Below are 24,609 nucleotides of genomic sequence, written 5' to 3' on the forward strand. Positions count from 1 at the left end.
TACGAACTAATGTGAAATTATTTAGGCACTTAGTAGGAAAAATTTCATTGCGCCAATAAAGTGTGACCTGCCTCACATATTGAAGGCTGGCTATACAGTGGCCAATGGACATAAACAAAGATGTCGTCATGAGTTCAAAATAGTGGCACAATTTCATATTGCCACCATATACTCACTAGTTCACGAAGCCGAGAAAATCAACTAAAAGCTTGAAAATCTTATTTATTGTTAGAAAACTCGGGAGCTACGTCTAAAAACGGCGTAAATGTTACCAATTGTCAGTCACAGATGAGAACCTGTGCTTTAACATCCTGATGTCAGCACCTAATTTCGAGTCAATGCATGATGCTCTCAGGGAACTTGGCGACTAGAAGTCCGCGCCCGACAATCGACGAACCAGGTGTACTCACTTTGGGTCGAACCCGTGGCGTGGCGGAGCATTTTAGTGCGCTACTCGCAAAGCTTGTGCGAACCGATGTGGCGCTTGAAGCCAACTCGTACACTGATGCCTATATGCAGAATGAAGATTCTGCATTGTATCGAGCAATCTTCATTGTCATCGACAGCCCACAAGCACTCGAAGACAATCTTGCGCTGGTCGAAAACCTGCGCAAAGACAACTTTAAGCCACTCATTTGTGCAGTTATCACTGGCCGCGGTGCTTTCAACAAGATCAAGTACTACCTTGCCGGTGCCGACTTCTGTATCAAAATCAACACCCTTTCCGAAGATGGCGCCGAGTCGTTAGGAGAATTCTTCAGCAGTGAAGAATGGCAAAGAGACATCAAACTGACACTTGATCCAACTCGGATCTGTCTGCTGAGCACAAATAAACGCCTGGATATCTCGTTTGCCGAGATGAAAATCCTTGAAGCGTTTGCGCAAAGTAATAATCACATTCTGAGCCATGATGAAATCGCCAACATCATGGGGCTCAATCCCAATTTCTACGATCCTCGTGCGCTGGAGAAGTCCATCAGTCGCTTGCGTGGAAAAATCAAGGACGTGTATGGTACAAACGCGATTCAGAGCATCCGCGGCTATGGCTATCGTTTGATGCGGGGCCTGATATCGACTGCCTGAGTCTCGGGCAGCCATCCCTTTTGCATGCTCACGAAGGATCGTCTGATGCAACGATATATCTATGGTTTTATTTCACGCCTACCTATAAAAAAGCGATCAAATGAGCGCAATAACATAACAATAAACTCAACAACATAGCAGCAGAACGAGTGGAACTTATCGAGGGCCATTTTCGGGCCCAGACCCTGCCTGTGGATTACTTCCAAGGAAGTCATTGCTCGCCTGCCGATTCACCTTTTAGCCAATTTTGGTACGCAGTTAAGGAGAGAGACATGGAAACTAGTACAACCCTCCCCAGAAAATATTTTGTTGTCGTGACCAACAGCACAGCGTCGCAACGTGAACTCGAGAACATCCTGTCGAGCGAGCGCTTCAATTCACTGGGCACGTCTCAGGCACAAATGTTTATTGAAGGTGCTACTTCGCCCTCTTCCGCCCCCATGCTGATGGAGTTCACTTACCCAAGCGGCACCCGAAAGCACGTTGCCCGCACGATTGAACATGACACCCAGCGTATATTGGCCACACTCGAATCCGAGTGGCGGGCAGCACAATCAAGCAATCCCTTTCGCAGCGCCCCGGCCATAACCGGCGAATCCGGCAAACTGCCTGTTGGTAATGAAGGCGTTACGCCGTGTACCGAAACCTGGCATCTGGATAATGATCAAGGCGCATTGATCAAAGACGATGTCGAGATCAGTCTTACCGGCCTGGAAACGGCACTGGTGAGAAAAATGCTGCATCACGAAGACCGTGTGGTCAGTCGAGATGACTTGATCCTGAGCATCGGCCGAGAGCCGGAGCAGTATCGCGGACTGGAAATGTGTCTGAGCCGTCTGCAAGACAAATTCAAAAGTGCCAGCCAAGGTGAGCGACTGTTCCGTGCCGTGAGAAATCGCGGTTATTGCCTCATCCAGGACATCGTCGCGTAAACACAGGCAATATCTGCGAACACACAAACAGATAACAGTGCGATTACAAAAACAACAAGAGCACTCTGTTTGGTTCCATCTCCCTGATTAGAATAGAAATCCCTGCCTCCACCCTCTAACAGTAACAAATACAACAACAACTATTCACCCCCTCCTCTGCGACCTTTTCTAACAACCAACTATTTAATTATTAAAAAGTTGGCATTGTGCCACCTTGTTAGAACTCGTCAGACACCATTCCCGACAATAAATTAGTCTATTGACTGACGACAGTTCGGCATATCGACGTTGTTACCTCAGAACACTAACCAGAACAAAAACAATACATCTGACTAACAACTCGGCTTTCAACTGTTGAAACCTGAATGGACGTCTTTTGGGGATATCGTATGGATCTTTCTCTTAGTATCAATCGAAGCACGGGCCTCAAGGGACTTACCTTCTGGGGACAATGGGCGCTGGCACAGGGCTTTATCGTAGCCCTGCTGTTTGTATTGGCGGAGCAACACACGGGAACCGTCGCGTTCTACTACCGGATGTGCGCAACGCTGGCGGTACTTGCATCAGTGCCGGCTTACACGTTCAGTGGCGTTTATCGTAAACGGGATAACTATCTGACGGGGCTTGGACGCCTGTTCATGGGCTGGTCCATGACCATGGCGGCGTTGGCTTTCATCGCGTTTGTGTGCAAAGCCGATGAGTTGTTTTCCCGACAGGTCATCCTCAGTTGGGCGGTGTACGGCTTCCTTGGCCAGGCACTGTTGTACGCGCCGCTGCATGCGTTTTCGAAGTTCTACCAGCGTTCGCGTAAAAGCGAGCACAAGACCTTGATCGTCGGCACCGGTGAGTTGGCGCTGGGGCTGGCGAAGAAGCTGAGCCAAATTGAAAACCTGCCGCTGGTGGGGTTGATCAGCAACGGCAAGGTGCCTTCGCTTACCTCGGATGCACCTCGCGTGGTCGGCGCTCAGGAAGATCTGCTGGCGTTGATCGAAGCCCACGATATCCGCCGTTTGTACATCACTCTGCCGCTGTCGGAAGCGGCGAAAATCGAAGCCATGTATGTCGACTTGCTCGGCGCCAACGTGGATGTGGTCTGGGTGCCGGACTTGAACAGCCTGACGCTGCTCAATCATTCGGTGAAAGTCGTGGACGGCCTGCCGGCGATCTACCTGAACGAGAGCCCGCTGACCAGCCGTCCGACCGCTGCACTGAGCAAAAGCCTGATGGAGAAAAGCGTCGCGCTGCTGGCGATCATCCTGTTGAGTCCGGTGCTGGCGATCATTGCCTTGGCCGTGAAGATCAACTCGCCGGGCCCGGTGTTTTTCAAGCAGGATCGCCACGGCTGGAATGGCAAGGTGATTCAGGTCTGGAAATTCCGCTCGATGCGCGTGCACGATGACAAAGAGGTCAAGCAGGCCAGCCGCAACGATTCGCGCATCACCCCGGTCGGACGCTTCATCCGCCGCACTTCGCTGGATGAACTGCCGCAATTGTTCAACGTGCTGCAAGGGCACATGGCGCTTGTTGGCCCACGCCCTCATGCCGTCGCGCACAACAATTTCTACTCGGGGAAAATCCTCGCTTACATGGCGCGTCATCGGATTAAGCCAGGCATTACCGGCCTCGCCCAAATCAGCGGCTGCCGGGGTGAGACCGATACCATCGACAAGATGCAGCGACGTGTCGAGATTGACCTGCAGTACATCAACAGCTGGTCGCTGTGGCTGGACCTGAAGATCCTGGTGAAGACACCGTTTACGTTGTTGTCGAAGGATATCTACTGAGGGTTGGCGTTACGCAATGCATGACCGCAGGGGGACGAAAGTCCCCTTTTTTGTGCCCGGGATTTGGGGTTGACCGAAGTCGGATATGGACCCTGACTCGGGGCTCACTAAGAGCCCATGGGGGAATGGGTATGAATCGGATCTTTGGTTTCGACATCTGACCCTGTAGGAGCTGTCGAGTAAAACGAGGCTGTGATCTTTTGATCGTAAAGATCAGGATCAAAAGATCGCAGCGTTCCGCAGCTCCTACAGGGGATTTTTGGTGGATCCGAGTTTGGGGCTGCGGCGAATGACCCTGTGGGGATGGCTTGCCAGCGATTGCGGTAGGTCAGTCAACATCAGTGCTGAATGTGCCGCCATCATCGCTGGCAAGCCAGCTCCCACAGGGATTCGGATACATCGGCAATATCAACTGTGCCTGATATATGGCTATCGCCAGCAGGCTGGCGGCTACAAATTTGGACTCAGTGTATTCAGACAAAAAATCGTCGGCTGGCAGGCCAGCCACACAATTGAGTCCTCGCAAGACCAGTCATTACTCAGTGATTTTCTCAAAGTTGCGATAGAACATATCGTCATCGCGGCTATCGGTCATCGAGTGCAGTTGATAACCACGATTAAGCCGCGCGCCGCCGTCTCGGGTCAGCGGTGCCCAGACCAGGTTGGCCCGGCGCATGGTCGACATGCTCATCATTTCGTCGAACGGGATCGACAGATAGAGACCCTTGTCGAAGCTACCTTCACCGTACTCGGCGCTACTGGCCGTGGTTATCGTTGCCCAGGCGCCGACCCGCACGCCGTTGGAAAACTCTCGGGAAATGTCCATCGTGCCGCCCCAGTCGCCGGCCAGGTAACGGCCGACGCTGACAGCCGCCAGCATGTCGTAAGGCAAGTCGGTATAACCGGTGACATGACCGGTCACCACCGAGTAATCACGCAGGCCGAAACCTTGGTCGAATTCACGCTGGCGCACGTAGTTGAGGTCCGCGCCCACCGACCAGCGCTCGCCGGTCGGGCGGAACAGCACTTCGCCCCCTACCCCGGCAAACATCGACTCCAGATAACCGCCGTACACCATGCCGTACAAGTCTTTATCCAACTGTTCGGTGTGGCTCAGCTGGAACATCGGCATGGTCACTTCGGACTCGGTCAGGTACCGACGCAAATCCGTGCGCACGCGCGGCAACCCGCTGGGTGCGTCGTAGGTGAATTTGTCGAAGTTGTTGATCAGGTTGGCACTGAGCAAACCGCTCCACCACGTGCTGCGGTTGAAGCGGTACTCGGCGTCCGCGTCGGCACTGAACTGATAGAGCAAACCGTCAGGGCCGCCGACGTTTTGCTTGAAGCCCAGACCCACGCCATAACTGAAGTGCTGCGGCGCTTCGCTGTAGAGAGTTTTCTCGTTGCGCGGCATCGCCGGATTGATTTCGGTGGTGCGGTGCAACGACAGCAGCGGCTCCTCGTTGTTGATCACTTCACGAAAGGTATCGCGCGGCACGCTGGTTTCTTCCAGCGGCAGGTCGTAACGCTTGTTGACCACGGTGAACCAGTTGATGTCGTCGTTGACGCTGTTGTCGAGAACCCGGCTCGCACGACCGACCGCTTTGGACGAATGAAAATAACGCTGCTGCTCGCCATACACGATCAGCTCGGAATCGCGCTGAGTGATGCGCTCGACTTTGTACCCGGCATTTTGCTGCAACCGCTGCGAGACGTTAGCCCAGTCGACCTGCTCCATCGAGGTGGTCGGCATCTTCGCCGGCAGCGGTTCGGGGGTTGGGTCGTAGGTCTTGGCCGGCGCCTTGCGGCTGACGAAATTGGTGTGAAATGTCACGCCGAACATCGCCGTGTTGCCGCGCTCCCACGCCGCACTGATGTCGACCGAATCCGCGACCTTGAACACCGCGCCGAAGTTGATCGGCGAGTCCTGTTTGATCACGTTGTCCTTCGGCTCGTGCTTGTAGTCGTTGCCTTCGTATTCGAGTTTCAGGCTCAGGCGATCCCATGGCGTCTGATAACTCACGCCGCCGAAAAACGAAGGTTTACCGCGAAAGTACGAACCTGAGTTGACGTCACCGGTGCCTTCGAGCGCGGGCCGGGTATCGAAGCGATCACTGACATAGCCCAGCGGGTTGTCGATGTCGCCGCGATTGCCCAGGTAACCCCAGGCAATGCCGGCGCTGAAATCGAAATTGTCGTAGCGCTTATTGGCGACGAAATATTCACTGGAGAACAAACCCGTACCGCCGATATCTCGGAAGCCCAGTGCCACATCGGGCAGCCAATGGCTTTCCTGCCACAGCCGGACTTTGGCGTCGACCGCCTTATCCTTATAGCTTTGGCTGCCGCTGAGGGCCTCGGAGCCGTACGCCCGGTTGGTGATCGCGGTGTAGCGAAACGAGCCTTCGAGCCAATCCAGAGGCTGCAACGAAACGCTGTAACGGCTGTAAGGCTCGGTGCGGTTGGCGTTGACGCTCAACTCGCCGGCAGGGGCCATGCGCGCCGTCGGCGTCTGCAACAGGCCCGTGCCACCGAAGTCACTTTGAGTAATACGCGGCTCGGCATGGGCCAGACCAACGGGCAATAAAAAAACAGCTGCAAAACGAAAATTCAACGAACCACCTCAGCCAATTGCGTGGCAATCAATTCGGCCAACTGCTGATTCAGTTCAGGAAGAGGCGGATCAAGATCATCATTTTTGACCGGCACCAGAATCTTGCTGCCGGCGACGGGAATGTGCCCGCTCTCGCGATTCCAATGCGCAATACCGACGCGCCGCGAAACGCCGTTGGGCTGGATCAACCACAGGTAATCGGCCTCGGCATCGCTCAGGATCGAGCACCCTTGCAGGTATTCGCGAGCCTCCTGCAACGGTTGATACGGCAAGTGGCAAGGCTCGGCGACAGCACCGAGCACTTCCACTTCGTCGATGCGCTTGGGGTAGATCAGACGATCGCCATCGTCCAGACGGATGTTGCGCGCGAAGCCGACTTCCACCGCGACCGGATCGAGATCGGCGATCTGCCGGCCAGTCACCGGCATCTGCCGGACTTGCTCGGTCAACCGTTGCGCCAGCGCCACACGGCTCGGCATGTCAAAGAGCAACGCCATGCGCTGCAAGACATCCAGATCAAACAGCACGCCAGCCTTGAGTCGCGTCTGCTCCTCCAGCAATGACTGGCGCAGCAACACCCCCGCCAACCAATAACCTTCGGCATTGGGCACCGCTTCGTTGATCACATCGAGCAAGCGCCCGCCCGCCGGAAGTTCGACCGGCCCGGGATTGGCGACATCGCCCGTCACCGTGACAGCGGCCTGGCTCACACCGGCAATCACCATCAGACACGCTGAAAAAAAGCCAAGACGCTTCACGGCAGATGCCTGCGATCAGGTGTCAGTTGCACGATTCTGACGCGCAGTTGCGAGGTCAGTTGCTGCTCACTCTTGAAGATGAAACCGTCACGCGGATCAACCCAATAACGATTGGTCGCACTCAGGCCGATGGCCGGAGCGTCAATCTGCTCATCGACACGTAGCACGGTGTATTCCTTGTCAAGAATGTCGAGGGTTTCCGTCGAGCGGCGGGTGAAGCGACTGTTGACGATCACCCCCACTTCCTGGCCCTTGTAGAGGTCGATCCAGCGCCGCGTGGTAAAGCCATCGGCGACTTGATGCAGGCCTGATTTGAACGGCGAGTCATCCGCCAGACGCATGCCGTCGAGATCGCCCTCAAGGCCCAGACCAATGCTGCGCACGGCCAGGCCATCGCGCAGCAGCAGCACTTGCTTGCCGGAGGCGACCCAGAACTGCAGGTCTTCACGCTCACGCACCAACGCCAGCACCCCGGAGCCGGACGGCGTGGTCAACTTGAGTTGCGGATAGCTGACCTCGGCCACCTGGGCCGGCGTCACGTCCACTTCGTCAGGGCCGATCACCGCCGATTTGAGGTTGTTCAGCGACGCGCTCATCAGTGGGTTACAGCCGCACAACAACAGGGCCGCCATCAGGCAGACACCCACTTTCAACGTGTTCACAGTCGGCGGCCTTATTTGCTGTTGTTACTGAATTCGCTCCAGTTCTTCGCAGCGGAAGCCCCGGATCCGACAATCGACGCCGACGGCACCAATTGGCTGATGAAGCGGTTCCAGCGCGTCACGTTCGCAGGGCCGACATAAACGACATCCTGCGGACGCACTTCGAAATGCGTGGCGAGCGCCATGGCGGTCGGCGACTGGGCATTCAACTGGTAGATTTTCGCCGGCTCGACGTCGAGGTTCTCTACACCGCGAATGACGTAAACCGCGTTGCCGTTGGAGGTGGTCTGGCTCAAGCCGCCGACCGAACCGAGCACATCGGAGAGGTTCATCGTCGCCGTCTTGAAGCTCAATGCGCGTGGCTGGTTGACCTCACCCATGACGTAAATTCGCTTGTTGTCGTTGTATGGCAGGTACAACTGATCGCCGCCCTTGAGGTACACGCCTTGCAACTCGGAATCATGTTGGTTGAGCGAGTCGAGATTAAGCGGATACACCCGCCCGTTACGCGTCAGCAGCAGGCCGGACAAGTCCGCGTTGCTGGTATCGATGCCGGCCGAACCCAGCGCTTCGACCACGCTCAGCGGATTGGTCGAAATCGCCTGCGGGCCGGCCTTCGTAACCGCGCCGGTGACCACCACTTTCTGACTGGCGAAACGCAACACGGCGACGTCCACCTGCGGCTCGGCGATGAACGCCGACAGCCGTTGTTCGATGTCTGCGCGCAGTTGCTGGATGGTCCGGCCGGTGGCCTGGACTTCCTTGATAAACGGGTAATACAGCGTGCCATCGGAACGCACCAGACGGCCGTTGGCATCGATCTGTTGCTGCGCACCGGACGGCGCTGTCAGCTCGGGGTGATCCCAGACCGTGATGTACAAGACATCGTTATTGCCGATGCGGTACTCGGCCGGGGTCGTCAATAACTCCGGCGGCAGCGACGTGCGCTTTTGCGTGGCGCGGGTGGTGGAGATCAGCTTGGGCGTGATCGGAATCAGCTCGACCCGACTGCTCTCACTGGCACCCTGGCGGGTGATGTCGCTGGTGCTCAGGTACTGGCCGGGGGAAAACATGCAACCTTGTAAAGCGAGACTTGCCAACATTAAAAGAGAAAAACTACGAGTCATAATGGCACTACGCTATTCAAGGGCGGATCTAAAAAAAGAAGTCACCCGACTTGCGTCGGGCGACCCTGTACTGCACTAACAAAAACCGCTGTTAGTTATGCGTGCCGGTTGTACCGGTGGTACCCGTCGTACCGGTGGTACCGCCGTTGGCACTGCCACCGCTGTTGGACGCCGCTACTGCACTGGCGACCATTGCAGTACTGGCTGCAGGGGCTTGCGAAGCCGCTACACTACCGCCCACATTGGTCACCGCAGTAAGCGGCGCTTCAGCTGCGGCAGCCCAGTTGCTCAACATCGTCAACAGGGCAACTGCCATCACTTTCTTCATATCAACTCCTTTCTAACATTCGACCTGTTAAAAACCGGCCGGTGCTAGAGGTGGTAGAGTTCAAGTCCGCGAAAAATGCGAACAAGATCCGTTGTTCTTTCACAGTCTTACGCAACTGATAAAAGTCGAACGGCAGGTTTATATCTACGGACTTGCAAAAGGCATTTCCAGCGTATTTTCCCGACGATATCTAACACCTGACCGAAACTAACATTGGGCATCAAAACGACATTATCGGAGATAGCCCTTCGGATGGTTCGATTGCCAGCGCCACGTGTCGGTGACCATGTCCTGCAAGTTACGCCTGGCTTTCCAGCCCAGCTCTTGCGCAGCTTTGGACGCGTCGGCCCAACTCTCGGCGATATCCCCCGAACGTCGCGGCATCACCCGATAAGGCACGGGTTGTCCGCAGGCCTGCTCAAAAGCACGTAACACTTGCAGCACGCTGTAGCCATCGCCGGTGCCGAGGTTCCAGGTATGAATGCCGCTGCGTCCGGAAATCGACTGCAAGGCTTTCAAATGCCCATCGGCCAGGTCGACCACATGGATGTAGTCACGCACTCCGGTGCCATCGACCGTGGGGTAATCGTCGCCAAAAATCGACAACTCTTGCAGGCTGCCCACCGCGACCTGGCTGATATAAGGCAGCAGGTTGTTGGGAATGCCGTTCGGGTCTTCACCCATATGGCCGCTGTGGTGCGCGCCGATCGGGTTGAAGTAACGCAGCAAGGCGATGCTCCAGCGCGGCTCGGACTGGCACAGATCACGCAGGACGTTTTCGACGATCAGCTTGGATTGCCCGTAGGGATTGGTCGGAGTACCGGTCGGAAAGTCTTCGCGGATCGGCATCTGCGCCGGCTCGCCGTAGACCGTGGCCGATGAGCTGAACACCAGGCGAAATACCCCAGCCGCCGCCATCGCCTGACACAACGTGATGCTGCCGCTGACGTTGGTCTCGTAATACTCAAGCGGCTTGCGCACACTCTCGCCGACCGCTTTGAGACCGGCGAAATGCAGCACACCGTCGATGGCATGCTCGTTGAATATCCGATCAAGCAGCGCCCGATCGCAGACATCACCGCGAATCATCTGCGCACTTTTGCCGCAGATGGCTTCCACCGCATGCAGTGCCGCATCGCTGCTGTTGCAAAGATTATCCAGCACGACAACTTCATAACCTGCTTCAAGCAGCGCAAGTGTGGTGTGCGAGCCGATATAGCCGGCGCCACCGGTTACCAGAATCTTCATAGCGCGGTCCGTGATTGGATAATTAACAAGTAGCGTGTCAAGCCTGTTGTTGTGGAGATGTGTCGCAATCCACACAAACCAGGCGACAACAACCAAAAACAAAACTAGTTCAATGACTGGCAATAAATATTTTTGCAGGTCACACTGTATTGCCCGGTACTTATTAGCACTGCAAGTGCACTCATCACTATCAACAGATACCGACTAAAAATAACTAATAACACACCATCCGACATCTCATAACATTGTCGTGATTTACCGGCGCATTCAATTGCAATTAATAACCTGACTCAGGTATTAAAGCAGTCGTTCAATAACTATTGAAACTTGCACTCCTTCGTTAGTGCGCACACCCGTTGGCTGTGTTCCATGACTGTCCAGGATACTTTTATGATTCGTAAATGTTTGTTTCCCGCTGCCGGATATGGCACGCGTTTCTTGCCAGCCACCAAAGCCATGCCGAAAGAGATGCTGCCGATCGTCAACAAGCCGTTGATCGAGTACGCCGTTGAAGAAGCGCGAGACGCTGGCTTGCAACACATGGCCATCGTCACCGGCCGGGGCAAGCGTGCGCTGGAAGATCATTTCGATATCAGCTACGAACTTGAACACCAGATCCGCGGCACCGAGAAAGAGAAGTTCCTTGCCGGCACCCGCGAGCTGATCGACACCTGCACCTTCTCCTACACGCGCCAGGTAGAAATGAAAGGCCTGGGCCACGCGATTCTCAGCGGTCGTCCGTTGATCGGCGACGAGCCATTCGCCGTGGTCCTGGCCGATGACCTGTGCCTGAACCTGGAAGGTGATGGCGTGCTCACGCAGATGATCCAGCTCTACAAGAAATTCCGCTGCTCGATCGTAGCGATCCAGGAAGTCCCGGCCGATCAGACGCACAAGTACGGCGTGATTGCCGGCGAGCTGATTTCCGATGGCATTTATCGGGTCAACAACATGGTCGAAAAACCGGCGCCGCAGGACGCACCTTCGAACCTGGCGATCATCGGTCGCTACATCCTGACGCCAGACATTTTCGACCTGATCGCCGACACCCAGCCGGGCAAGGGCGGCGAGATCCAGATCACCGATGCCCTGATGAAACAGGCGCAAAACGGTTGCGTACTGGCCTACAAGTTCAAAGGCCTGCGCTTCGACTGCGGCGACGCCGAGGGTTACCTGCAAGCGACCAACTTCTGCTACGAAAACGTCTACCTCAAGGGCCGCTGAGACGGCCCACGCACCCACCGCCCACTCTTCATTTCAGGCAGGCCTCTATGAACATTGCACAACATTCGGCAGACATTGAACGTGAGGTGGGCAACCTCGGGGTGGTCGGTTGGTTGTCGCGTCAGCAGCCGTTGCCCAGCGCCAACGAGTCCTGGCTGGGCACCATTTTGCTGGTGGAGCGCATCGGCATGTTTCCGTCCTCCGGCGACATTCGCCGGCCGCTGGCCGATCCCTATCCCCTGCTCGCTCACCTGAAAAAGCTCTATGGCGAGCAGGCGCTGGAAATCGATGACCACGACGGCCTGAAAGTGATTTTCAGCGACTGGCGCTTCCGGGTGCGCATCTGCTGCAACGACCCGGCGATCATCATCAACGTGGAGACGCGTTGTGATACGCGGTTGATGCCGCAGAAGCTTGCGGAGTTGTTGAGTCAACTGGACGCCTTCGAAAAAGCGTAAGCCCCAACGTTGACCTGTGGATCGTAAATCCCGGTTATCTCTGTAGGAGCTGCCGAAGGCTGCGATCTTTTGATCTTGGAAAACAAAGTCAAAAGATCGCAGCCTTCGGCAGCTCCTACAGGGGTATGCGTTTTCATGCCTTCACACGCAGGACAGGGTAACGATCACAGTGGGGAAGCGGCGCAACCGTCCTTGGCACCAGTGATCCAGCCATAGAAATAATCGGCAATCACCTTGCCGCCCGTGGCCGGCACCGGATGAATCTTGTCCGGGCCGATCATCGCCGCCGCGTAGCGTTTGACGTCGCTGCCGAACGCGCATTGCAGATTGGCGTACCCCAGATGCTGGGACTGAGCCCAAGGCTGCAAAACCTGCGCATAAGCCGACATCGGATAGGCACTGGAGCGCGTGGTGTCCTGACGCATGATCAGGTTGATGCTCGCCGCTGGCTGAATCTCGCGGATCATTGCCACCAGCCCCTGCACATTGTGCAAATACGTCTGCGGCTTCACGCCAAATCCCTGATCGTTGCCACCGAGCATGATCAGATAAACGTCGGCAGGAATCTTCGACACGGCCGCTTTCCACTGCGTCTGCCACTTCGGATCGCTGTGGTAGAAGTCAGCCGATGCCGCACCGGAGGCCGCCAGTTTGGACACCCGCACGCCGCCCTGATCGTTGCTCATCCACAAGCCGAACAGGGTTGGCGCGCCGTTCACCACTTCGAGCCGGAACGCCCAATCCGCTGTTGTCGGCGTGTCAGGCAATGGCACCTTTTGTACGCCGGAACCGGCGAGCTTCAAGGGTTTCCAGTCTTGCGATGGCGTCCAGCGATAGCGGATCTCACTGGACTCACCGTTGCCCAGATAAAGTAGTTTCGCTTGAGTGACGACGGTATTGATCGCCGGTGTCGGGCTGGCATCGACCTGCAACCATGCGCCGGGCCGCCCTGTCACCGTTCGGCTATCGGGGCTGGCCTGGCCAAGCCCGGAGACCTTCCAGTCGCCGCCAAAATACTTCTCACTGCTACGGGTGTATTTGAAGTGTGTGCCGCCCAGCGCCGCGCCGTGGTTGAAACCGACGTAGCCAGGCCCGGCGAAACCCACCTCCCCGGCCACCCGCTGCACCAGTTTGTTCAGATAGAAATCCTGCCCGGCGCTGTAGCTGTCGCCGATCACCGAAACGGCCAGCACCTTGCCGGCCTTGCCTTCACGCCACTGGGCAAAGCGCTCGCGCGCATCCCCCACCTCAACCACCGCGGCCGCAACCGGCTGAGCGTCATCAACTGCCAACATGCATAAATTCCTTCATTCAGTGACGGCCCCTTCGCGAGCAAGCTCGCTCACACAGGGTTTGTGGTCATCCATTAAATCTGTGCATACCAATAAACCTGTGGGAGCTGGCTTGCCAGCGATGGGGCCGAGTCAGGCACAGATTCATTACCTGATCCACCGCCATCGCTGGCAAGCCAGCTCCCACAGGAATGGTGTGACTTACAGGGATGATCGGGTTGGCACCACCGGGGTGATGGGTACAAGTGGTTTTTTGCTTGCCGCCCGCTCCCCCAGAAACAGCACCGAGGTCACGTTGAACCGACTGAAAACCATCGACAACACCACAGGTCCAAGCAACCCGCACGCCACGCCGCCGAACACCAGCAAGCTCTCATCCTTCACGCCCAAACGTCCCAGGACAAACCGCGAAGTGGCGGCAAACAGAACATGGAAGAGGAAAATCGCATAGGAATAACCGCCCAGCCAGGTCAGCCACTTCGAGCGCATATCGCTCGACAGCAGCGCGAAACAGGACACACAACCCACCGTCAGACCAATCACACTGCGGCGATCAACAATCAGCTCGCGATCCACCGCCGCGACATACAACAGCGTCAGCGAGATCAGCACAAACACCAACGGCCCGATCATCTTGAACCGCTGCCTCAACGCGTCGACGTTCTCTTGGCCGATCATCCCCGCCACGAAAAACGGCAGCAGGTAGATTGCGCCGTTGATGCCGAACGCGTCGAACGTGAACGGTGGCAGCAGAAATATCGCTGCGGCAAAGGCAAACAGCAGATACAGGCGCGTGGGCGAACGCAGCAGACCACGCCACTCCAGCAAGCCGACGAACATGAAAATGATGAACACCGCCTGCAAGAACCAGAAGTGGTTGATCGGCACCCAGAACGACAACAACGCGTCGATCACACCGACATCCTTGTTCACCCCAGGGCCGACCGCTTGCAGCACCGAGAACGGCACGCCCACGCAAAACAGCGGCACGATCAGCCGCCGAACCTTGCCGGTGAAGAACGTGGAAAAGTCATTCCCGCGGATTTTGTAAATCGAGTAGATGTAGCCGGAAATGAAAGTGAACAGCGGCATGCGCACGTACACCATCGAGTCGGCGAGCACTCGAAACGGTGAGCCCAGGTCGATCTTCAAGCCGCCGCCCAACGGGCCGATGACGTGATAAAGCACCAGCAGCAGGCACGCCAGGCCGCGCAGGGTTTCGATCTCCAGGGACTTTTTTTTGCTCGACATAAAGCACCTGCCTCAATTCAGAATTCTTGATTCAACCTGCACCGGTTTGTTCGCGCGCAGCATCAATCCCAGGCCCACAAACAGCACTGGCACGACCATCGAGAAGTGCCGGGCGAAGGAGCCGAAGTCCGGTTCGAACAAACCCTGCACCAGCAAAAACGCCAGCGGAATCGCGATCAGTTCCTTGGGTTTGGTCTGGATCGGTGTGCCCTTGTAATCGGTGGAGGTGATGACTTTGAACAGCAGCAGCGCGGTCATGATCATCAAGGCAACGAAGATCGCCTGACCCGGCCCGGACAGCAGAATCAGCTCCACGGGGAACGACAACCGGAAGAAGATGATCATCGAGTCCAGCGCTTGCGAGACGAAGTCACTGCCGCTGAGCCACGACACGATCAACGATTTCGAGCCCTCCTCCCCCGCCGTGCGCAATTCGTTGTTACTCGCGCGAATCGACGACACCGGAAACCCGAGCGCCAACTGAATCGCCATGGCAACCGCCAGATAGAACATGAACAGCATCAGGAAAAAGGTCATGCGCGACACATACTTCTTCATCACACAGACGCCGACCCAGGACAGCGAAAACAGAATCCAGTAAGGCCGGATCAATACGCCGTAGATCACCGCCGACAGGAAAAACCCGCCGCGATATTTACGCGTCAACGAGCTGAGCAAAATGCTCAGCACCGCCACCGAGACGATGATTTCCTTGGTCAGGTTTTCCAGAAAAAACGAGCGGACGATGCCCCACAGACACAGGGTGCCGAAGATCGCCAGGGGCATGCGCCGAAACACCACCACCGGAATCGCCGTGAGGAAGAAGTTGCAGAACATGCCGTAGGCCCAGGCATTGGTCAGGTTGATCCCGGTGGGCCGCAGCAGGAACGCCGAACACTCGTAGGAGGAGCGATCCGGCGAGAACGGATTCCAGAAATTGCAGTTGTCGGCGCGTGCATAGGACGACCATAACGTCATGGCATCCGGCCCGGGCGCGCGAGGGACCAGCAGCGGCATGGCCACCGACAGAAACAGGCCGGTGAAGAGGATCAGGAACGACACGTACGAATCGAGTTTCTTGCCACGAAACTCGATGCACGGCAGCTTCAGGCCCATGACACAGCGGCCTTCTTCACGCCAGTCACACGGGTCAACACGGCAATTACACCAAGCTGCACGATGACCGCAAAGACGTTGCCCCACGCCGCGCCATAGATCGAATAGTGCTTGATCAGCAGGTAGCTGACCGGCACCGAAACCAACAGGCAGATCGCCGCGCTGGCGAGTGACACGCGACTGTTTTTCGAGGCAATCAAACCGCCCCAGACGATGTCGCCAATCGCGCGCAAGGCGAAAGAGAAGATCAGCACAGCGAGGATCGCATTGTCCGGACGCGGCACGCTGGTCGCGACGTAATCGAGCACCACGTTGAAGAACAGATAAATCGCCACCGCTACCACAGCGGACACCGCCAGTGAGCGCATGACCCATTTGTTGACGAACAATTGCCTGACCGTGAACGCTTGCTGATCGGCCTGAAAACGTTTGGCCAACACCGGAATGCCGACCACCGCCACCACCGCGTAGGACAACGCTTGCAAGGTGTTGGCCGCCGACCACGCGTACACGTATTTACCGAGGCTGGCGTAGGGTTCGAGGTCGATGATCAGAAAGCGCTCGGCGTACTGACTCAACGCGATCAGACCGGTGCCGAGGTAGAACGGCAACCCGGCCTTCCACACAGTCGCGGTGGCCAGCGTTCCGGCTTCTCGCCCCCGATGCACGTTCACCACGATCAGGTAGCCGGCGATGATCACCAGCACGTTGGCGACAAGCCACAACCACAACACACTGGTAATGCCCGAGACCCAGCCGAGCATCATCCCGCCCACCGCCAACAACGCCCACAGGCCGGTCTTGATGAAAAACAGCAGCGCGCCCGCCGTGGCTTTCTGCGCGGAAAACACGAACGAGTTGATTTCGAACGACAGGTGTTCGGTGAGCAACACCAGGGTCACGCAGAGGATCAGCGCCATCGGCGCCTCGACAGCCTGGAACAGTGAGTAAATCAGCACTGTCACCACCGATAACACCAGCCCCACCGCCAGATACAGCAGCAAAACCTTATCGACGACCCGGCGCGAACTGCCGCCGACACTGATCAGCCGATTGACTTCCGAACTGAAGCCGACGCTGTAGAACTTCGAGGCAATCAACGATGCCGCGACCACCACGCCGTAAAAGCCCAATGCCTCGTAACCGAGGTAATGAGTGATCGCCAGCACCAGCAAAAACTTCGCGCCCAAGGCTCCGCCGCGAAGCAGTAGCCGAAATATCATCGAACGATCCCTTTGATGATCTCGTCCATGGCCACGGTTTTTGCCTCGATCTCGCGGCAGGTGTCGGTCAGGCGTTTACCGAAATTCGACAGCGCGTTCGGCGCGTAAACCGTGTTGATGATGGTGTCGACATTGATATCGCCGCCGTTGATCACCCAGTCCTCGACACCCATGTCCTGATAGGCGCCGAAGCCTTTGCGTTCGTAGCTGATGTGGTACGCCGGAACGCCCGAGAGCAGCGATTCGATCGCGCCGTGCAAGCGCACGGAAATCACCAGATCCGGCTGATACTTGGCAATTGTCGCCTTCAGCGACAGCAAGTCTTCGCTGATGCCCAGTTCGCGATAGAACGCGCCGTCATCGTTGCCACGCACAGCGCTTTGCACGGCGCAGACCACTTTGCTTTTGTTCTTCAGGCGTTGCAGCAGCAGCTTCAGATTGGCGACGTAGGCGACCTTCTTTTCCTTGCTCCACTCAGGAGGCTTGCGCAGCACGACGCACACCGTGGCCGGGGACGCGGCGCAACGGGTGAACTTGGGTTGCTGCAGGATTTTGCTGGCCAACGATTGCACGGCCAGATCCGGCGCACGATAGACGTTGTCACAGGCATCGAAGATCGCCGACGAACGATTGTCGCGCACAAACACCGCGTCGGCGCTGGCGTAATGCTCGACGATTTTGCTGCTCTCGCCATGGAACGGGCCGATGCTTTGCGGCAGGTACACCGACGGCACTTTGCTGAGGATCGCGGTTTCCAGTTGCTTGGCGTGGCCGAGTTTCAACTTGATGTGCTCGAACGCACTTTTCGAGCGCATGTAACCGCCGCCGACGCCGACGATCAGGTCAGTCTTGCGCAACAGATCGGCGAGCCCTGCGTAGGACTGATTGAGAAACACCGCTTGCTTGACCCGCCCCAGTCCTTTGGCCGCCATCACCGGCGCGTCAAAACGTGGGTGCGGCAGGTAGCTGAAGGATTGCGGATCGGACGCCACAACGCTGATCGCGGTGTCGTCACCAAAGTTGCGCTGCACCAGGGCAATGGCCAGATCGACAAGAAGACCGTCACCGGAGTTGGACGCACTGTAGCCATGCAAAATCGTTACGTTCATAAGCTTGAGTTCTACTTAATAAGTGGGAGCGCGATACAGGTCGTAGGTCTGGCGGATCATCAACGCGGCGCTGAAACGCTCGCGGACAATGCTGCGGCCCTCGTTGCCGAGGTCGAGCAACCGCGGCTTCTGGATTTTCGCCAGCACGTCCGCCAGCGCCTGGTGATCACCGGTCGGGAAGACGTAACCGGACACCTCGTCGCTGACCAGCTCGGGCAGCGACGTGCAGTCACTGGCGATCACCGGCAGCCCCATGGCCATGCCTTCCAGCGGCACCATGGCAAAACCTTCCCAGCGACTCGGGACGATCAACGCATCGGCTTGTTGATACAGCGCGTGCACTTCACTCGGTGTGACCCACGGCAGGTATTCAACGCCATCCATGGGCGGGCACTCGACCACGTCCTCGTTGACCGCACTGCCGACCACCGTCAGTTTCAGATCGTTGCGCTGCACCTTGGCGTAGGCCTTGAGCAACACGTCAAAACCTTTCTGGTAGTCGAGGCGGCCGACAAACAACAGATGAATCGGCTCGGGGTTGGCGATTTTTGCCGCCTCGTCCCGGCGATGAATGCCGTTGTAGATCAGGCGCATGCGCTTGCGCTCGATGCCGAAACTCGCGGCTTTATCGAGTTCGTACTGGCTGACGCAGATGATCACGTCGGTGACCTTCTGCAAGACACGCTCGATCCACGCATAAACTTTCTGCTTTATCGGCGAGCTTTCCATCAGAAACGAAAACGCATGCGGGCAGTAGACGATTTTCGGCTTGCGCCAAGGTCGCAACAGCACGCAAACGCAACGGCCGATCACCCCGGAAAAGGTGCTGTGCAGATGCACCACATCGGGTTTTTCCTTGATCATCACCTGCGCCAGGCGCCAGGCGAAACGCAGCAGCGACGGCACGTTGCGCCCGGTTCGGGCGAAGGTGCGGATCTGCTGCGCAGCAATGCCGTGCAGCTCTTTTTCCTGATCCTGCGGGACCAGATAAACCAGCTCGTAATTGGCAGCATCGTCTTCGGGCGACGTCGAAATCGTGCGAATGACCGTCGCAACGCCACCTTTTATCGTCTCAGCCACGTGCAGTATTTTTTTCACAACCACCCACTCCAAATTTAGAAAAATCGCGGCAAATCAGGATTTGTCGGAGGCGTATTCGTAGTTGTAATAGCCGTAGCCGCCGTTGCCGTAGTAACTGGCCGCGCGCTTCTCGACGCCATTGAACACCGCTCCTTTCAACTCGATGCCGTTCTGGGCGAAGCGGCGAATGGTCAATTCGATTTCCTTGGCCGGGTTCACCCCGAAGCGCGTGACGATCAGGCTGATGCCCGCCTCACGGCCAACAATGGCCGCATCGGTCACCGCCAGCAGCGGCGGCGTATCGATGATCACCACGTCGTACAGCTCGCTGAGCTCTGCCAGCAGCTCGCGGAAATTGGCGTGCATCAACAGCTCGGAAGGATTGGGCGGCACCTGCCCGCGACTGATGAAATGCAAGTCGGCGCCTTCGATTTTTTTGATCGACTGCTCGAGGCTGCAGCGCTTGACCAGCAGATCCGACAAACCATTGGCGATCGGTACATTGAGGGTTTTGTGCAGATGCCCTTTGCGCATGTCGGCGTCGATCAGCACCACACGCTGACCGCTTTGCGCCATGACGGCGGCAAGGTTGGAAGAGACGAACGTCTTGCCGACCTGCGGACTCGGCCCGGAAATCATGATGCGGTTGTTGGTCGAGTCCAGTCCGGCGAAGTGCAGGCAGGTACGCAGGCTGCGGATAGACTCGATGGACAGATCCGTCGGGTTGCGCAACGCCAACAGGTACGCCGGTTTGTCCACGCCATCGCGGGCGCGACCCTTTTTGCCGTCCTCTTCCTGTTGCAGCGCGCTATAAGGAATCGACGCGTACACCGGCAAGCCAAGTTGCTCGATCGCCTCCGGCCCTTCCAGGCCACGACTGAGGGATTTGCGCAGCAACACCAGGGCGACGCCGACAAAGGCGCCGAGGAAGGTTGCGATAAGCACGATCAGGGCTTTTTTCGGTTTGACCGGGCTGGTCAGGTCGACATCCGCCGTGTCGATCAAGCGCACGTTGCCGACTGCGCCGGCACGGACGATGTCCAGTTCCTGGGATTTGTTCAGCAATTGCGTGTAGATCTGCGAGGCCACTTCAACATCGCGGGTCAGGTTCAACAGCTCCTGTTGCGTGGCCGGCAAATCCTGAACCTTGCCTTCAAGCGACCTCTGCTGTTGCGTCAATTCGCCGATCTGGCTCATCAACGCGCGATAGGCCGGATGCTGTTTGGTGAACTTGCGATCCATCTCCGCCTGCTGCATTTTCAGCTCGGAAATCCGCGTTTCGAGCGCCACGGACTGACCGAGTACCGACTGGGTTTCCAGGGAGATGTTCACGGTCTTGCCGTGGGTCTGGTAGGCGTTGAGCGCATCACTGGCCTTGGCCAGATCACGTTTGACCTGCGGTAGCTGGCTCTGCAGGAAAGCCAGGCTCTGCGCCGCTTCGGCAGACGTGCGGCGCACATTCTGCTCGACGTACAGCGCCGCGATCTTGTTGAGGATCTTCACCGCCTCAGGCGCGTCGGCGCTGGCCAGCGCGAGGCGGATGATGCCCGACTCTTTGCCCTGCTCGGAAATATCCAGCGCATCCTGATAGCTCTGGATGGTCACGATCCGTGGATTGCGCACCACCTGGAACTGCGTGCCAGGATTGGCCGACAGCTGGGCGATCAGCCCCTTTACGTCATCTTGTGCGAAGGCTTCACCGACAACACCGTCTACCAGCACGTTGTCGTTTTCATCGAACAGCTTGAAGTGATGTTGTTCACCGGCAATCAGCGTGAGCTTTTTGCCCAGCAGTTCTTTTGGCAGGTCCAGCCGGGCGATCTCGACACGCTCGCCACCCCACGCATAGCTGTTCATGCCGAACTTTGGCGGCGCGACGCTGAACTCGGTTTCGCCGCGATAACGGCGAGCGAGAAAACCGCCAATCAGCGGAAAGGTATTAGGCGTGACATCGATATCCAACCGCAGGTCATCGACGGTTTTGCCGATCACCGCGCGCGACTTGATGATGCCAATTTCGGTCACCGACGGCGATTGCCCACCGAGCATGCTGTTGAGGTCGGAAAAACCGAGCATGTCGTTCTTTTTCGGTTCGACCTGCACCAGCGCGTTCGCCAGGTACACAGGCGTGGCCAACACCGCATAGGCAACGCCGGCAGCCATAAAGGCACCGGTGAGTGCGCCGATCAACCATTTCTGGTCTATCAAACTGCCGAATATGCCGAGTAGATCAATACTGTCTTGATCGTTGTCACGGTTGGCGATTACTGACGGTAACTGCATAAGTCTGTTCTTACCATTCACTGATCTGAAGAATATTGATCAACGTACAAGACGTTGTGCCCATGCGCTGACAGCATCTTCAATCAATGCATGGGCATGAATAAAAGCGGCCTTGCCTTGACGGTATGGATCTTGTATCTCTCGTTCGCTCTGCCATTTGCCGAGCAGAAAAACTTTGCCCCGCGCATGGGAGGCAATATTCAATACTTGGTTAACGTGTTGTTTTTCCATGACCAGAATTAGATCTGATTCATTGACGATGTCTGAGGTCAGTTGCCGCGCCCTGAAGCCTTCGGCGCTATGCCCGTGGTCTTCCAGAACCTGCCGCGCCGAAGCTTCAACGCCTTCTCCGACACGTGCCGCGAGGCCGGCGGAGGTCACCGAGATTGCTCCGGGGGCCAGCGCGTTACGCAGCAACAGTTCTGCGGTAGGACTTCGGCATATATTGCCAACGCAGACGACAAGGATCTTTTTGAACAAGGTTTACTTTCCTGTGTAATATCAAACTGCCAACATCTAGAGCGAACTTTAATGAACCCACTAGATCTTCCTGCACTCAGAAAATAGATTCACCCTGTTAGTACCGGAACACTAAGTACCACAGCGCTTAAAAGCTCCCCAACCAGAATTAGCGGACTAAAAATAACTGTGATTTTCACGCGAATGATTTCCGACAAAAAATAACATTCGCGCACTTCGCGCGATTGTTAGTTTCAAACAACAGACGCCCAGAGAACTATTCGCCGTTGTCATTCTCATTGGAGAGCAGACATGCAATCAGCCCATCTCAAACGCCTCAGTGCCTCGCTGGTGTTGGCGCTCAGTGCCGCAACTCAAGTTCATGCCAGTGAACTGTTTCCCAACCTCCCCGCCAAGACCATCGGAATCCAGGTCAAGATCCAGAACTTCTCCGCCGAGGATGCTGCCCATATCAAAGCCTCAGGCTTCAGTTTTGTGCGCTTCGGCGTATGGAGCGACAGTCTCACCGCCAAGGCTTATCAGAAGCAGGTCAGCGATGCCTTTGCAGCCGCGCAATCCGCTGGCCTGCCGGTGTTGCTGACCGTGCGCGCGATCAAGCCGTTGACCCCGACACCCGACAACGTCGGTGAACTGACAAAGGCTGGCGAATCGTTCGCCACCGCACTGACAGGCCTGGAGAAAACCTACAGTTCACAGTTGGTGGCGATCGAGATCTGGAACGAGCCCGACCTTGAAACCTACTGGCCAACGCGCAATTTCGCTACGACGTTCGTGCCGTTCATGAGCGCCGTGTGCAAGTCGTTGCAGGACACAGCGCAAACCACGCCAGTGGTCGGCTTCGGTTTTGCCCGGGCACCGACCGCAGGCTCTGCGTCAACGGTGGCGCTTAACAGGATCGTCAGTGAGTACCCGAAATGCCTCGACGCGATTTCCTATCACCCGTACGGCATGTCGGCCACGCAAATCAGCAACGCACAGTCGTTTATCCAGCAAAACTTTCATCTGCCCGGGGTCATCAGTGAATGGGGCGTATCGGCGCTCAGCTCCAATGGCGGCATCGACGGGCAGGCCAGCAAGGTCAGCGCGTTTATCGCCGATGTGAAAAAGCTCAACATTGTGCTGACATCGATCTACGAATGGCGCAACAGCGCATCGGGCAGTAACGAACGCGAGAAGAACTTCGGCCTGCTGACCACAGACGGGCAACCGAAACCGGCGAAAATGGCCGCCGCCACTCAGCTGAACATGCAGTAGCCCCAGTGCGACTGATCTGTACGCAGGTCAGTTGCTTTGAACCTGTCAGGGGTTTTGACGTCGTATTCATCGATACCGCGCCCCGCCTTTCAAACAATCGTTTTCAGGTTGTTGCCTCAGGGGCCATCGATCCACGCACGCGCCCTTGAGTGGCTGTCAGCGCTCGGGTAATGTCGTCAGACCCACAGGACAGAGCACACCCATGACTTCCAAGCTGGAACAACTTAAACAATTCACCACCGTTGTGGCCGACACCGGCGACCTCGAAGCGATCTCCCGAGTCAAACCGGTCGACGCCACCACCAACCCTTCCCTGCTGCTTAAAGCTTCGGCTATTCCTGGTTATGCCGAACTGCTGAATGCTTGCGTCAGCGACTGCAAGGGCGATGTTGGCCTGGCCAGCGACCGTTTCGGCGTTGCGGTGGGTCAGGAAATCCTCAAAGTAATCCCGGGCCGTATCTCCACCGAAGTGGACGCGCGCCTGTCGTTCGACAAGGACGCCGTGCTGAAACGCGCGCATCGCCTGATCGAGCTTTACGACAAGGCCGGCATTGGCCGTGACCGCGTGCTGATCAAGATTGCTTCGACCTGGGAAGGCATCCGTGCCGCCGAAGTACTGGAGAAGGAAGGCATTCAGACCAACCTGACCTTGCTGTTCTCCTTCGCCCAAGCGGCAGCTTGCGCCGATGCCGGTGTGTTCCTGATCTCGCCGTTCGTAGGCCGGATCTACGACTGGTACAAGAAGGCCAACGGCAACGACTACACCGGCGCCGACGATCCCGGTGTGCAGTCCGTAACGCGCATCTACAACTACTACAAGGCCAATGACTACAAGACCGTGGTCATGGGTGCGAGCTTCCGCAACCTCAACCAGATCGAGCAACTGGCCGGCTGCGACCGCCTGACCATCAGCCCGGACCTGATCGACAAACTGGCGGCCGACACTGGCAAGCTGGAGCGCAAACTGGCGCCAGGGCACGCGGGTGAAGCGCGCCTGAGCCTCAATGAAGCGCAGTTCCGCTGGTTGTCCAACGAAGACGCGATGGCCACCGAGAAACTGGCTGAAGGCATTCGTCAGTTCGCCCGTGACCAGGAAAAGCTCGAGGCGTTGCTGCAGGCCAAGCTGTGATCTAGTTCGGCAAATGCAAAAAGGGCGAACCCTGATGGGTTCGCCCTTTTTTATTGGCTAGATACTTGGAAATGTAGCGTCTGAGCTGACGCCTTCGCGAACGAGCTCGCGCCCACAGGATATGCGGGTGTATGGAAATGCTGTGGTCTCCCCGTAACCCTGTGGGAGCGAGCC

General features: G+C 56.9%; 22 protein-coding genes. 7 read left to right on the forward strand and 15 right to left on the reverse strand.

The genetic code is table 11. The features are described 5' to 3' along the window. Nucleotides 1-342: 342 nt before the first annotated feature. The 3 genes from AB4P97_RS13905 to AB4P97_RS13915 all read left to right on the forward strand — a co-directional run bounded on the left by AB4P97_RS13905 (nucleotide 343) and on the right by AB4P97_RS13915 (nucleotide 3,799). Nucleotides 343-1,083, forward strand: coding sequence for a winged helix-turn-helix domain-containing protein (locus tag AB4P97_RS13905; protein ID WP_395602875.1), 741 nt, complete (start codon nucleotides 343-345; stop codon nucleotides 1,081-1,083). A gap of 272 nt (nucleotides 1,084-1,355) precedes the next feature. Continuing rightward, nucleotides 1,356-2,015, forward strand: coding sequence for a helix-turn-helix domain-containing protein (locus tag AB4P97_RS13910; protein ID WP_273878033.1), 660 nt, complete (start codon nucleotides 1,356-1,358; stop codon nucleotides 2,013-2,015). 389 nt (nucleotides 2,016-2,404) lie between these two features. Continuing rightward, a complete protein-coding gene (locus AB4P97_RS13915; RefSeq protein ID WP_042560124.1) occupies nucleotides 2,405-3,799 on the forward strand; it encodes an undecaprenyl-phosphate glucose phosphotransferase in 1,395 nt (464 codons plus the stop codon). 328 nt (nucleotides 3,800-4,127) lie between these two features. Here the strand turns inward: AB4P97_RS13915 and AB4P97_RS13920 are convergent, their stop codons facing one another. From AB4P97_RS13920 to galE, 7 genes are all read right to left on the reverse strand, one after another. Further along, the gene (locus AB4P97_RS13920) at nucleotides 4,128-4,307 is read right to left on the reverse strand and encodes a hypothetical protein (RefSeq protein WP_395602876.1); all 180 of its coding nucleotides are present in this window, start codon (nucleotides 4,305-4,307) and stop codon (nucleotides 4,128-4,130) included. A 27-nt stretch (nucleotides 4,308-4,334) separates the two neighbouring features. Then, nucleotides 4,335-6,413, reverse strand: a complete 2,079-nt coding sequence (locus AB4P97_RS13925) for a YjbH domain-containing protein (RefSeq protein WP_395602877.1) — start codon at nucleotides 6,411-6,413, stop codon at nucleotides 4,335-4,337. Continuing rightward, on the reverse strand, nucleotides 6,410-7,138 hold the full coding sequence (locus AB4P97_RS13930; RefSeq protein ID WP_261736197.1) for a capsule biosynthesis GfcC family protein: 729 nt from the start codon (nucleotides 7,136-7,138) through the stop codon (nucleotides 6,410-6,412). The genes AB4P97_RS13925 and AB4P97_RS13930 overlap by 4 nt, the downstream gene beginning before the upstream one ends. A 29-nt stretch (nucleotides 7,139-7,167) precedes the next feature. After that, nucleotides 7,168-7,833 carry a YjbF family lipoprotein gene (locus AB4P97_RS13935; protein WP_395602878.1) on the reverse strand — a complete coding sequence of 222 codons (666 nt, stop codon included), beginning with the start codon at nucleotides 7,831-7,833 and terminating at the stop codon, nucleotides 7,168-7,170. A gap of 11 nt (nucleotides 7,834-7,844) precedes the next feature. Continuing rightward, nucleotides 7,845-8,906, reverse strand: coding sequence for a polysaccharide biosynthesis/export family protein (locus AB4P97_RS13940; RefSeq protein WP_047302187.1), 1,062 nt, complete (start codon nucleotides 8,904-8,906; stop codon nucleotides 7,845-7,847). A 145-nt stretch (nucleotides 8,907-9,051) separates the two neighbouring features. Beyond that, nucleotides 9,052-9,288, reverse strand: a complete 237-nt coding sequence (locus tag AB4P97_RS13945; protein ID WP_016775457.1) for a hypothetical protein — start codon at nucleotides 9,286-9,288, stop codon at nucleotides 9,052-9,054. 231 nt (nucleotides 9,289-9,519) lie between these two features. Further along, nucleotides 9,520-10,536 (reverse strand): UDP-glucose 4-epimerase GalE, encoded by a 1,017-nt coding sequence (gene galE, locus AB4P97_RS13950; RefSeq protein WP_210703275.1) that lies wholly within the window; start codon nucleotides 10,534-10,536, stop codon nucleotides 9,520-9,522. A gap of 390 nt (nucleotides 10,537-10,926) precedes the next feature. Between galE and galU the strand changes: the two genes are divergently transcribed. After that, nucleotides 10,927-11,760 carry a UTP--glucose-1-phosphate uridylyltransferase GalU gene (gene galU / locus AB4P97_RS13955; protein WP_042560129.1) on the forward strand — a complete coding sequence of 278 codons (834 nt, stop codon included), beginning with the start codon at nucleotides 10,927-10,929 and terminating at the stop codon, nucleotides 11,758-11,760. 47 nt (nucleotides 11,761-11,807) lie between these two features. Continuing rightward, the gene (locus AB4P97_RS13960) at nucleotides 11,808-12,218 is read left to right on the forward strand and encodes a mannose-1-phosphate guanylyltransferase (RefSeq protein WP_200616755.1); all 411 of its coding nucleotides are present in this window, start codon (nucleotides 11,808-11,810) and stop codon (nucleotides 12,216-12,218) included. A gap of 164 nt (nucleotides 12,219-12,382) precedes the next feature. On the opposite strand, the gene AB4P97_RS13965 is transcribed toward AB4P97_RS13960, so the two are convergent. The 8 genes from AB4P97_RS13965 to AB4P97_RS14000 form a co-directional block, all read right to left on the reverse strand. Beyond that, nucleotides 12,383-13,513: an SGNH/GDSL hydrolase family protein gene (locus tag AB4P97_RS13965; protein ID WP_395602879.1), complete on the reverse strand. Its 1,131-nt coding sequence runs from the start codon at nucleotides 13,511-13,513 to the stop codon at nucleotides 12,383-12,385. Nucleotides 13,514-13,711: 198 nt separating this feature from the next. Continuing rightward, nucleotides 13,712-14,761, reverse strand: coding sequence for an acyltransferase family protein (locus AB4P97_RS13970; protein ID WP_395602880.1), 1,050 nt, complete (start codon nucleotides 14,759-14,761; stop codon nucleotides 13,712-13,714). Between the two features lie 12 nt (nucleotides 14,762-14,773). Beyond that, entirely contained in the window at nucleotides 14,774-15,877 is a 1,104-nt protein-coding gene (locus tag AB4P97_RS13975; protein ID WP_042560133.1) for a hypothetical protein, read from the reverse strand. Further along, nucleotides 15,868-17,100, reverse strand: coding sequence for a polysaccharide biosynthesis C-terminal domain-containing protein (locus tag AB4P97_RS13980; RefSeq protein WP_395602881.1), 1,233 nt, complete (start codon nucleotides 17,098-17,100; stop codon nucleotides 15,868-15,870). Before AB4P97_RS13980 ends, AB4P97_RS13975 begins: the two co-directional genes overlap by 10 nt. Beyond that, entirely contained in the window at nucleotides 17,097-18,209 is a 1,113-nt protein-coding gene (locus tag AB4P97_RS13985) for a polysaccharide pyruvyl transferase family protein (RefSeq protein WP_047302206.1), read from the reverse strand. Before AB4P97_RS13985 ends, AB4P97_RS13980 begins: the two co-directional genes overlap by 4 nt. A 15-nt stretch (nucleotides 18,210-18,224) precedes the next feature. Then, a complete protein-coding gene (locus tag AB4P97_RS13990) occupies nucleotides 18,225-19,307 on the reverse strand; it encodes a glycosyltransferase (protein ID WP_395602882.1) in 1,083 nt (360 codons plus the stop codon). Nucleotides 19,308-19,343: 36 nt separating this feature from the next. Next, the gene (locus AB4P97_RS13995; RefSeq protein WP_395598352.1) at nucleotides 19,344-21,572 is read right to left on the reverse strand and encodes a polysaccharide biosynthesis tyrosine autokinase; all 2,229 of its coding nucleotides are present in this window, start codon (nucleotides 21,570-21,572) and stop codon (nucleotides 19,344-19,346) included. A gap of 39 nt (nucleotides 21,573-21,611) precedes the next feature. Then, nucleotides 21,612-22,052 carry a low molecular weight protein-tyrosine-phosphatase gene (locus AB4P97_RS14000; protein ID WP_042560138.1) on the reverse strand — a complete coding sequence of 147 codons (441 nt, stop codon included), beginning with the start codon at nucleotides 22,050-22,052 and terminating at the stop codon, nucleotides 21,612-21,614. A gap of 291 nt (nucleotides 22,053-22,343) precedes the next feature. Between AB4P97_RS14000 and AB4P97_RS14005 the strand changes: the two genes are divergently transcribed. Continuing rightward, nucleotides 22,344-23,306 carry a cellulase family glycosylhydrolase gene (locus AB4P97_RS14005; RefSeq protein ID WP_395602883.1) on the forward strand — a complete coding sequence of 321 codons (963 nt, stop codon included), beginning with the start codon at nucleotides 22,344-22,346 and terminating at the stop codon, nucleotides 23,304-23,306. Between the two features lie 202 nt (nucleotides 23,307-23,508). Continuing rightward, complete coding sequence (gene tal, locus AB4P97_RS14010) at nucleotides 23,509-24,435, forward strand: transaldolase (protein WP_200616759.1); 927 nt, start codon at nucleotides 23,509-23,511, stop codon at nucleotides 24,433-24,435. Nucleotides 24,436-24,609: the final 174 nt, after the last annotated feature.

Origin of the sequence: Pseudomonas sp. A1230, assembly GCF_044218825.1 — a bacterium.
GTDB classification, from domain to species: Bacteria; Pseudomonadota; Gammaproteobacteria; order Pseudomonadales; family Pseudomonadaceae; genus Aquipseudomonas; species Aquipseudomonas iridis.

Bases quoted from the DNA above. Each gene is read 5' to 3' on its own strand.
- AB4P97_RS13905 (WP_395602875.1), top strand. From the start codon at position 343: ATGATGCTCTCAGGGAACTTGGCGACTAGAAGTCCGCGCCCGACAATC.
- AB4P97_RS13910 (WP_273878033.1), top strand. From the start codon at position 1,356: ATGGAAACTAGTACAACCCTCCCCAGAAAATATTTTGTTGTCGTGACC.
- AB4P97_RS13915 (WP_042560124.1), top strand. From the start codon at position 2,405: ATGGATCTTTCTCTTAGTATCAATCGAAGCACGGGCCTCAAGGGACTT.
- AB4P97_RS13930 (WP_261736197.1), bottom strand. From the start codon at position 7,138: ATGGTGATTGCCGGTGTGAGCCAGGCCGCTGTCACGGTGACGGGCGAT.
- AB4P97_RS13940 (WP_047302187.1), bottom strand. From the start codon at position 8,906: ATGTTTTCCCCCGGCCAGTACCTGAGCACCAGCGACATCACCCGCCAG.
- AB4P97_RS13945 (WP_016775457.1), bottom strand. From the start codon at position 9,288: ATGAAGAAAGTGATGGCAGTTGCCCTGTTGACGATGTTGAGCAACTGG.
- galE (WP_210703275.1), bottom strand. From the start codon at position 10,536: ATGAAGATTCTGGTAACCGGTGGCGCCGGCTATATCGGCTCGCACACC.
- galU (WP_042560129.1), top strand. From the start codon at position 10,927: ATGATTCGTAAATGTTTGTTTCCCGCTGCCGGATATGGCACGCGTTTC.
- AB4P97_RS13960 (WP_200616755.1), top strand. From the start codon at position 11,808: ATGAACATTGCACAACATTCGGCAGACATTGAACGTGAGGTGGGCAAC.
- AB4P97_RS13965 (WP_395602879.1), bottom strand. From the start codon at position 13,513: ATGTTGGCAGTTGATGACGCTCAGCCGGTTGCGGCCGCGGTGGTTGAG.
- AB4P97_RS13970 (WP_395602880.1), bottom strand. From the start codon at position 14,761: ATGTCGAGCAAAAAAAAGTCCCTGGAGATCGAAACCCTGCGCGGCCTG.
- AB4P97_RS13975 (WP_042560133.1), bottom strand. From the start codon at position 15,877: ATGGGCCTGAAGCTGCCGTGCATCGAGTTTCGTGGCAAGAAACTCGAT.
- AB4P97_RS13980 (WP_395602881.1), bottom strand. From the start codon at position 17,100: ATGATATTTCGGCTACTGCTTCGCGGCGGAGCCTTGGGCGCGAAGTTT.
- AB4P97_RS13985 (WP_047302206.1), bottom strand. From the start codon at position 18,209: ATGAACGTAACGATTTTGCATGGCTACAGTGCGTCCAACTCCGGTGAC.
- AB4P97_RS13995 (WP_395598352.1), bottom strand. From the start codon at position 21,572: ATGCAGTTACCGTCAGTAATCGCCAACCGTGACAACGATCAAGACAGT.
- AB4P97_RS14005 (WP_395602883.1), top strand. From the start codon at position 22,344: ATGCAATCAGCCCATCTCAAACGCCTCAGTGCCTCGCTGGTGTTGGCG.
- tal (WP_200616759.1), top strand. From the start codon at position 23,509: ATGACTTCCAAGCTGGAACAACTTAAACAATTCACCACCGTTGTGGCC.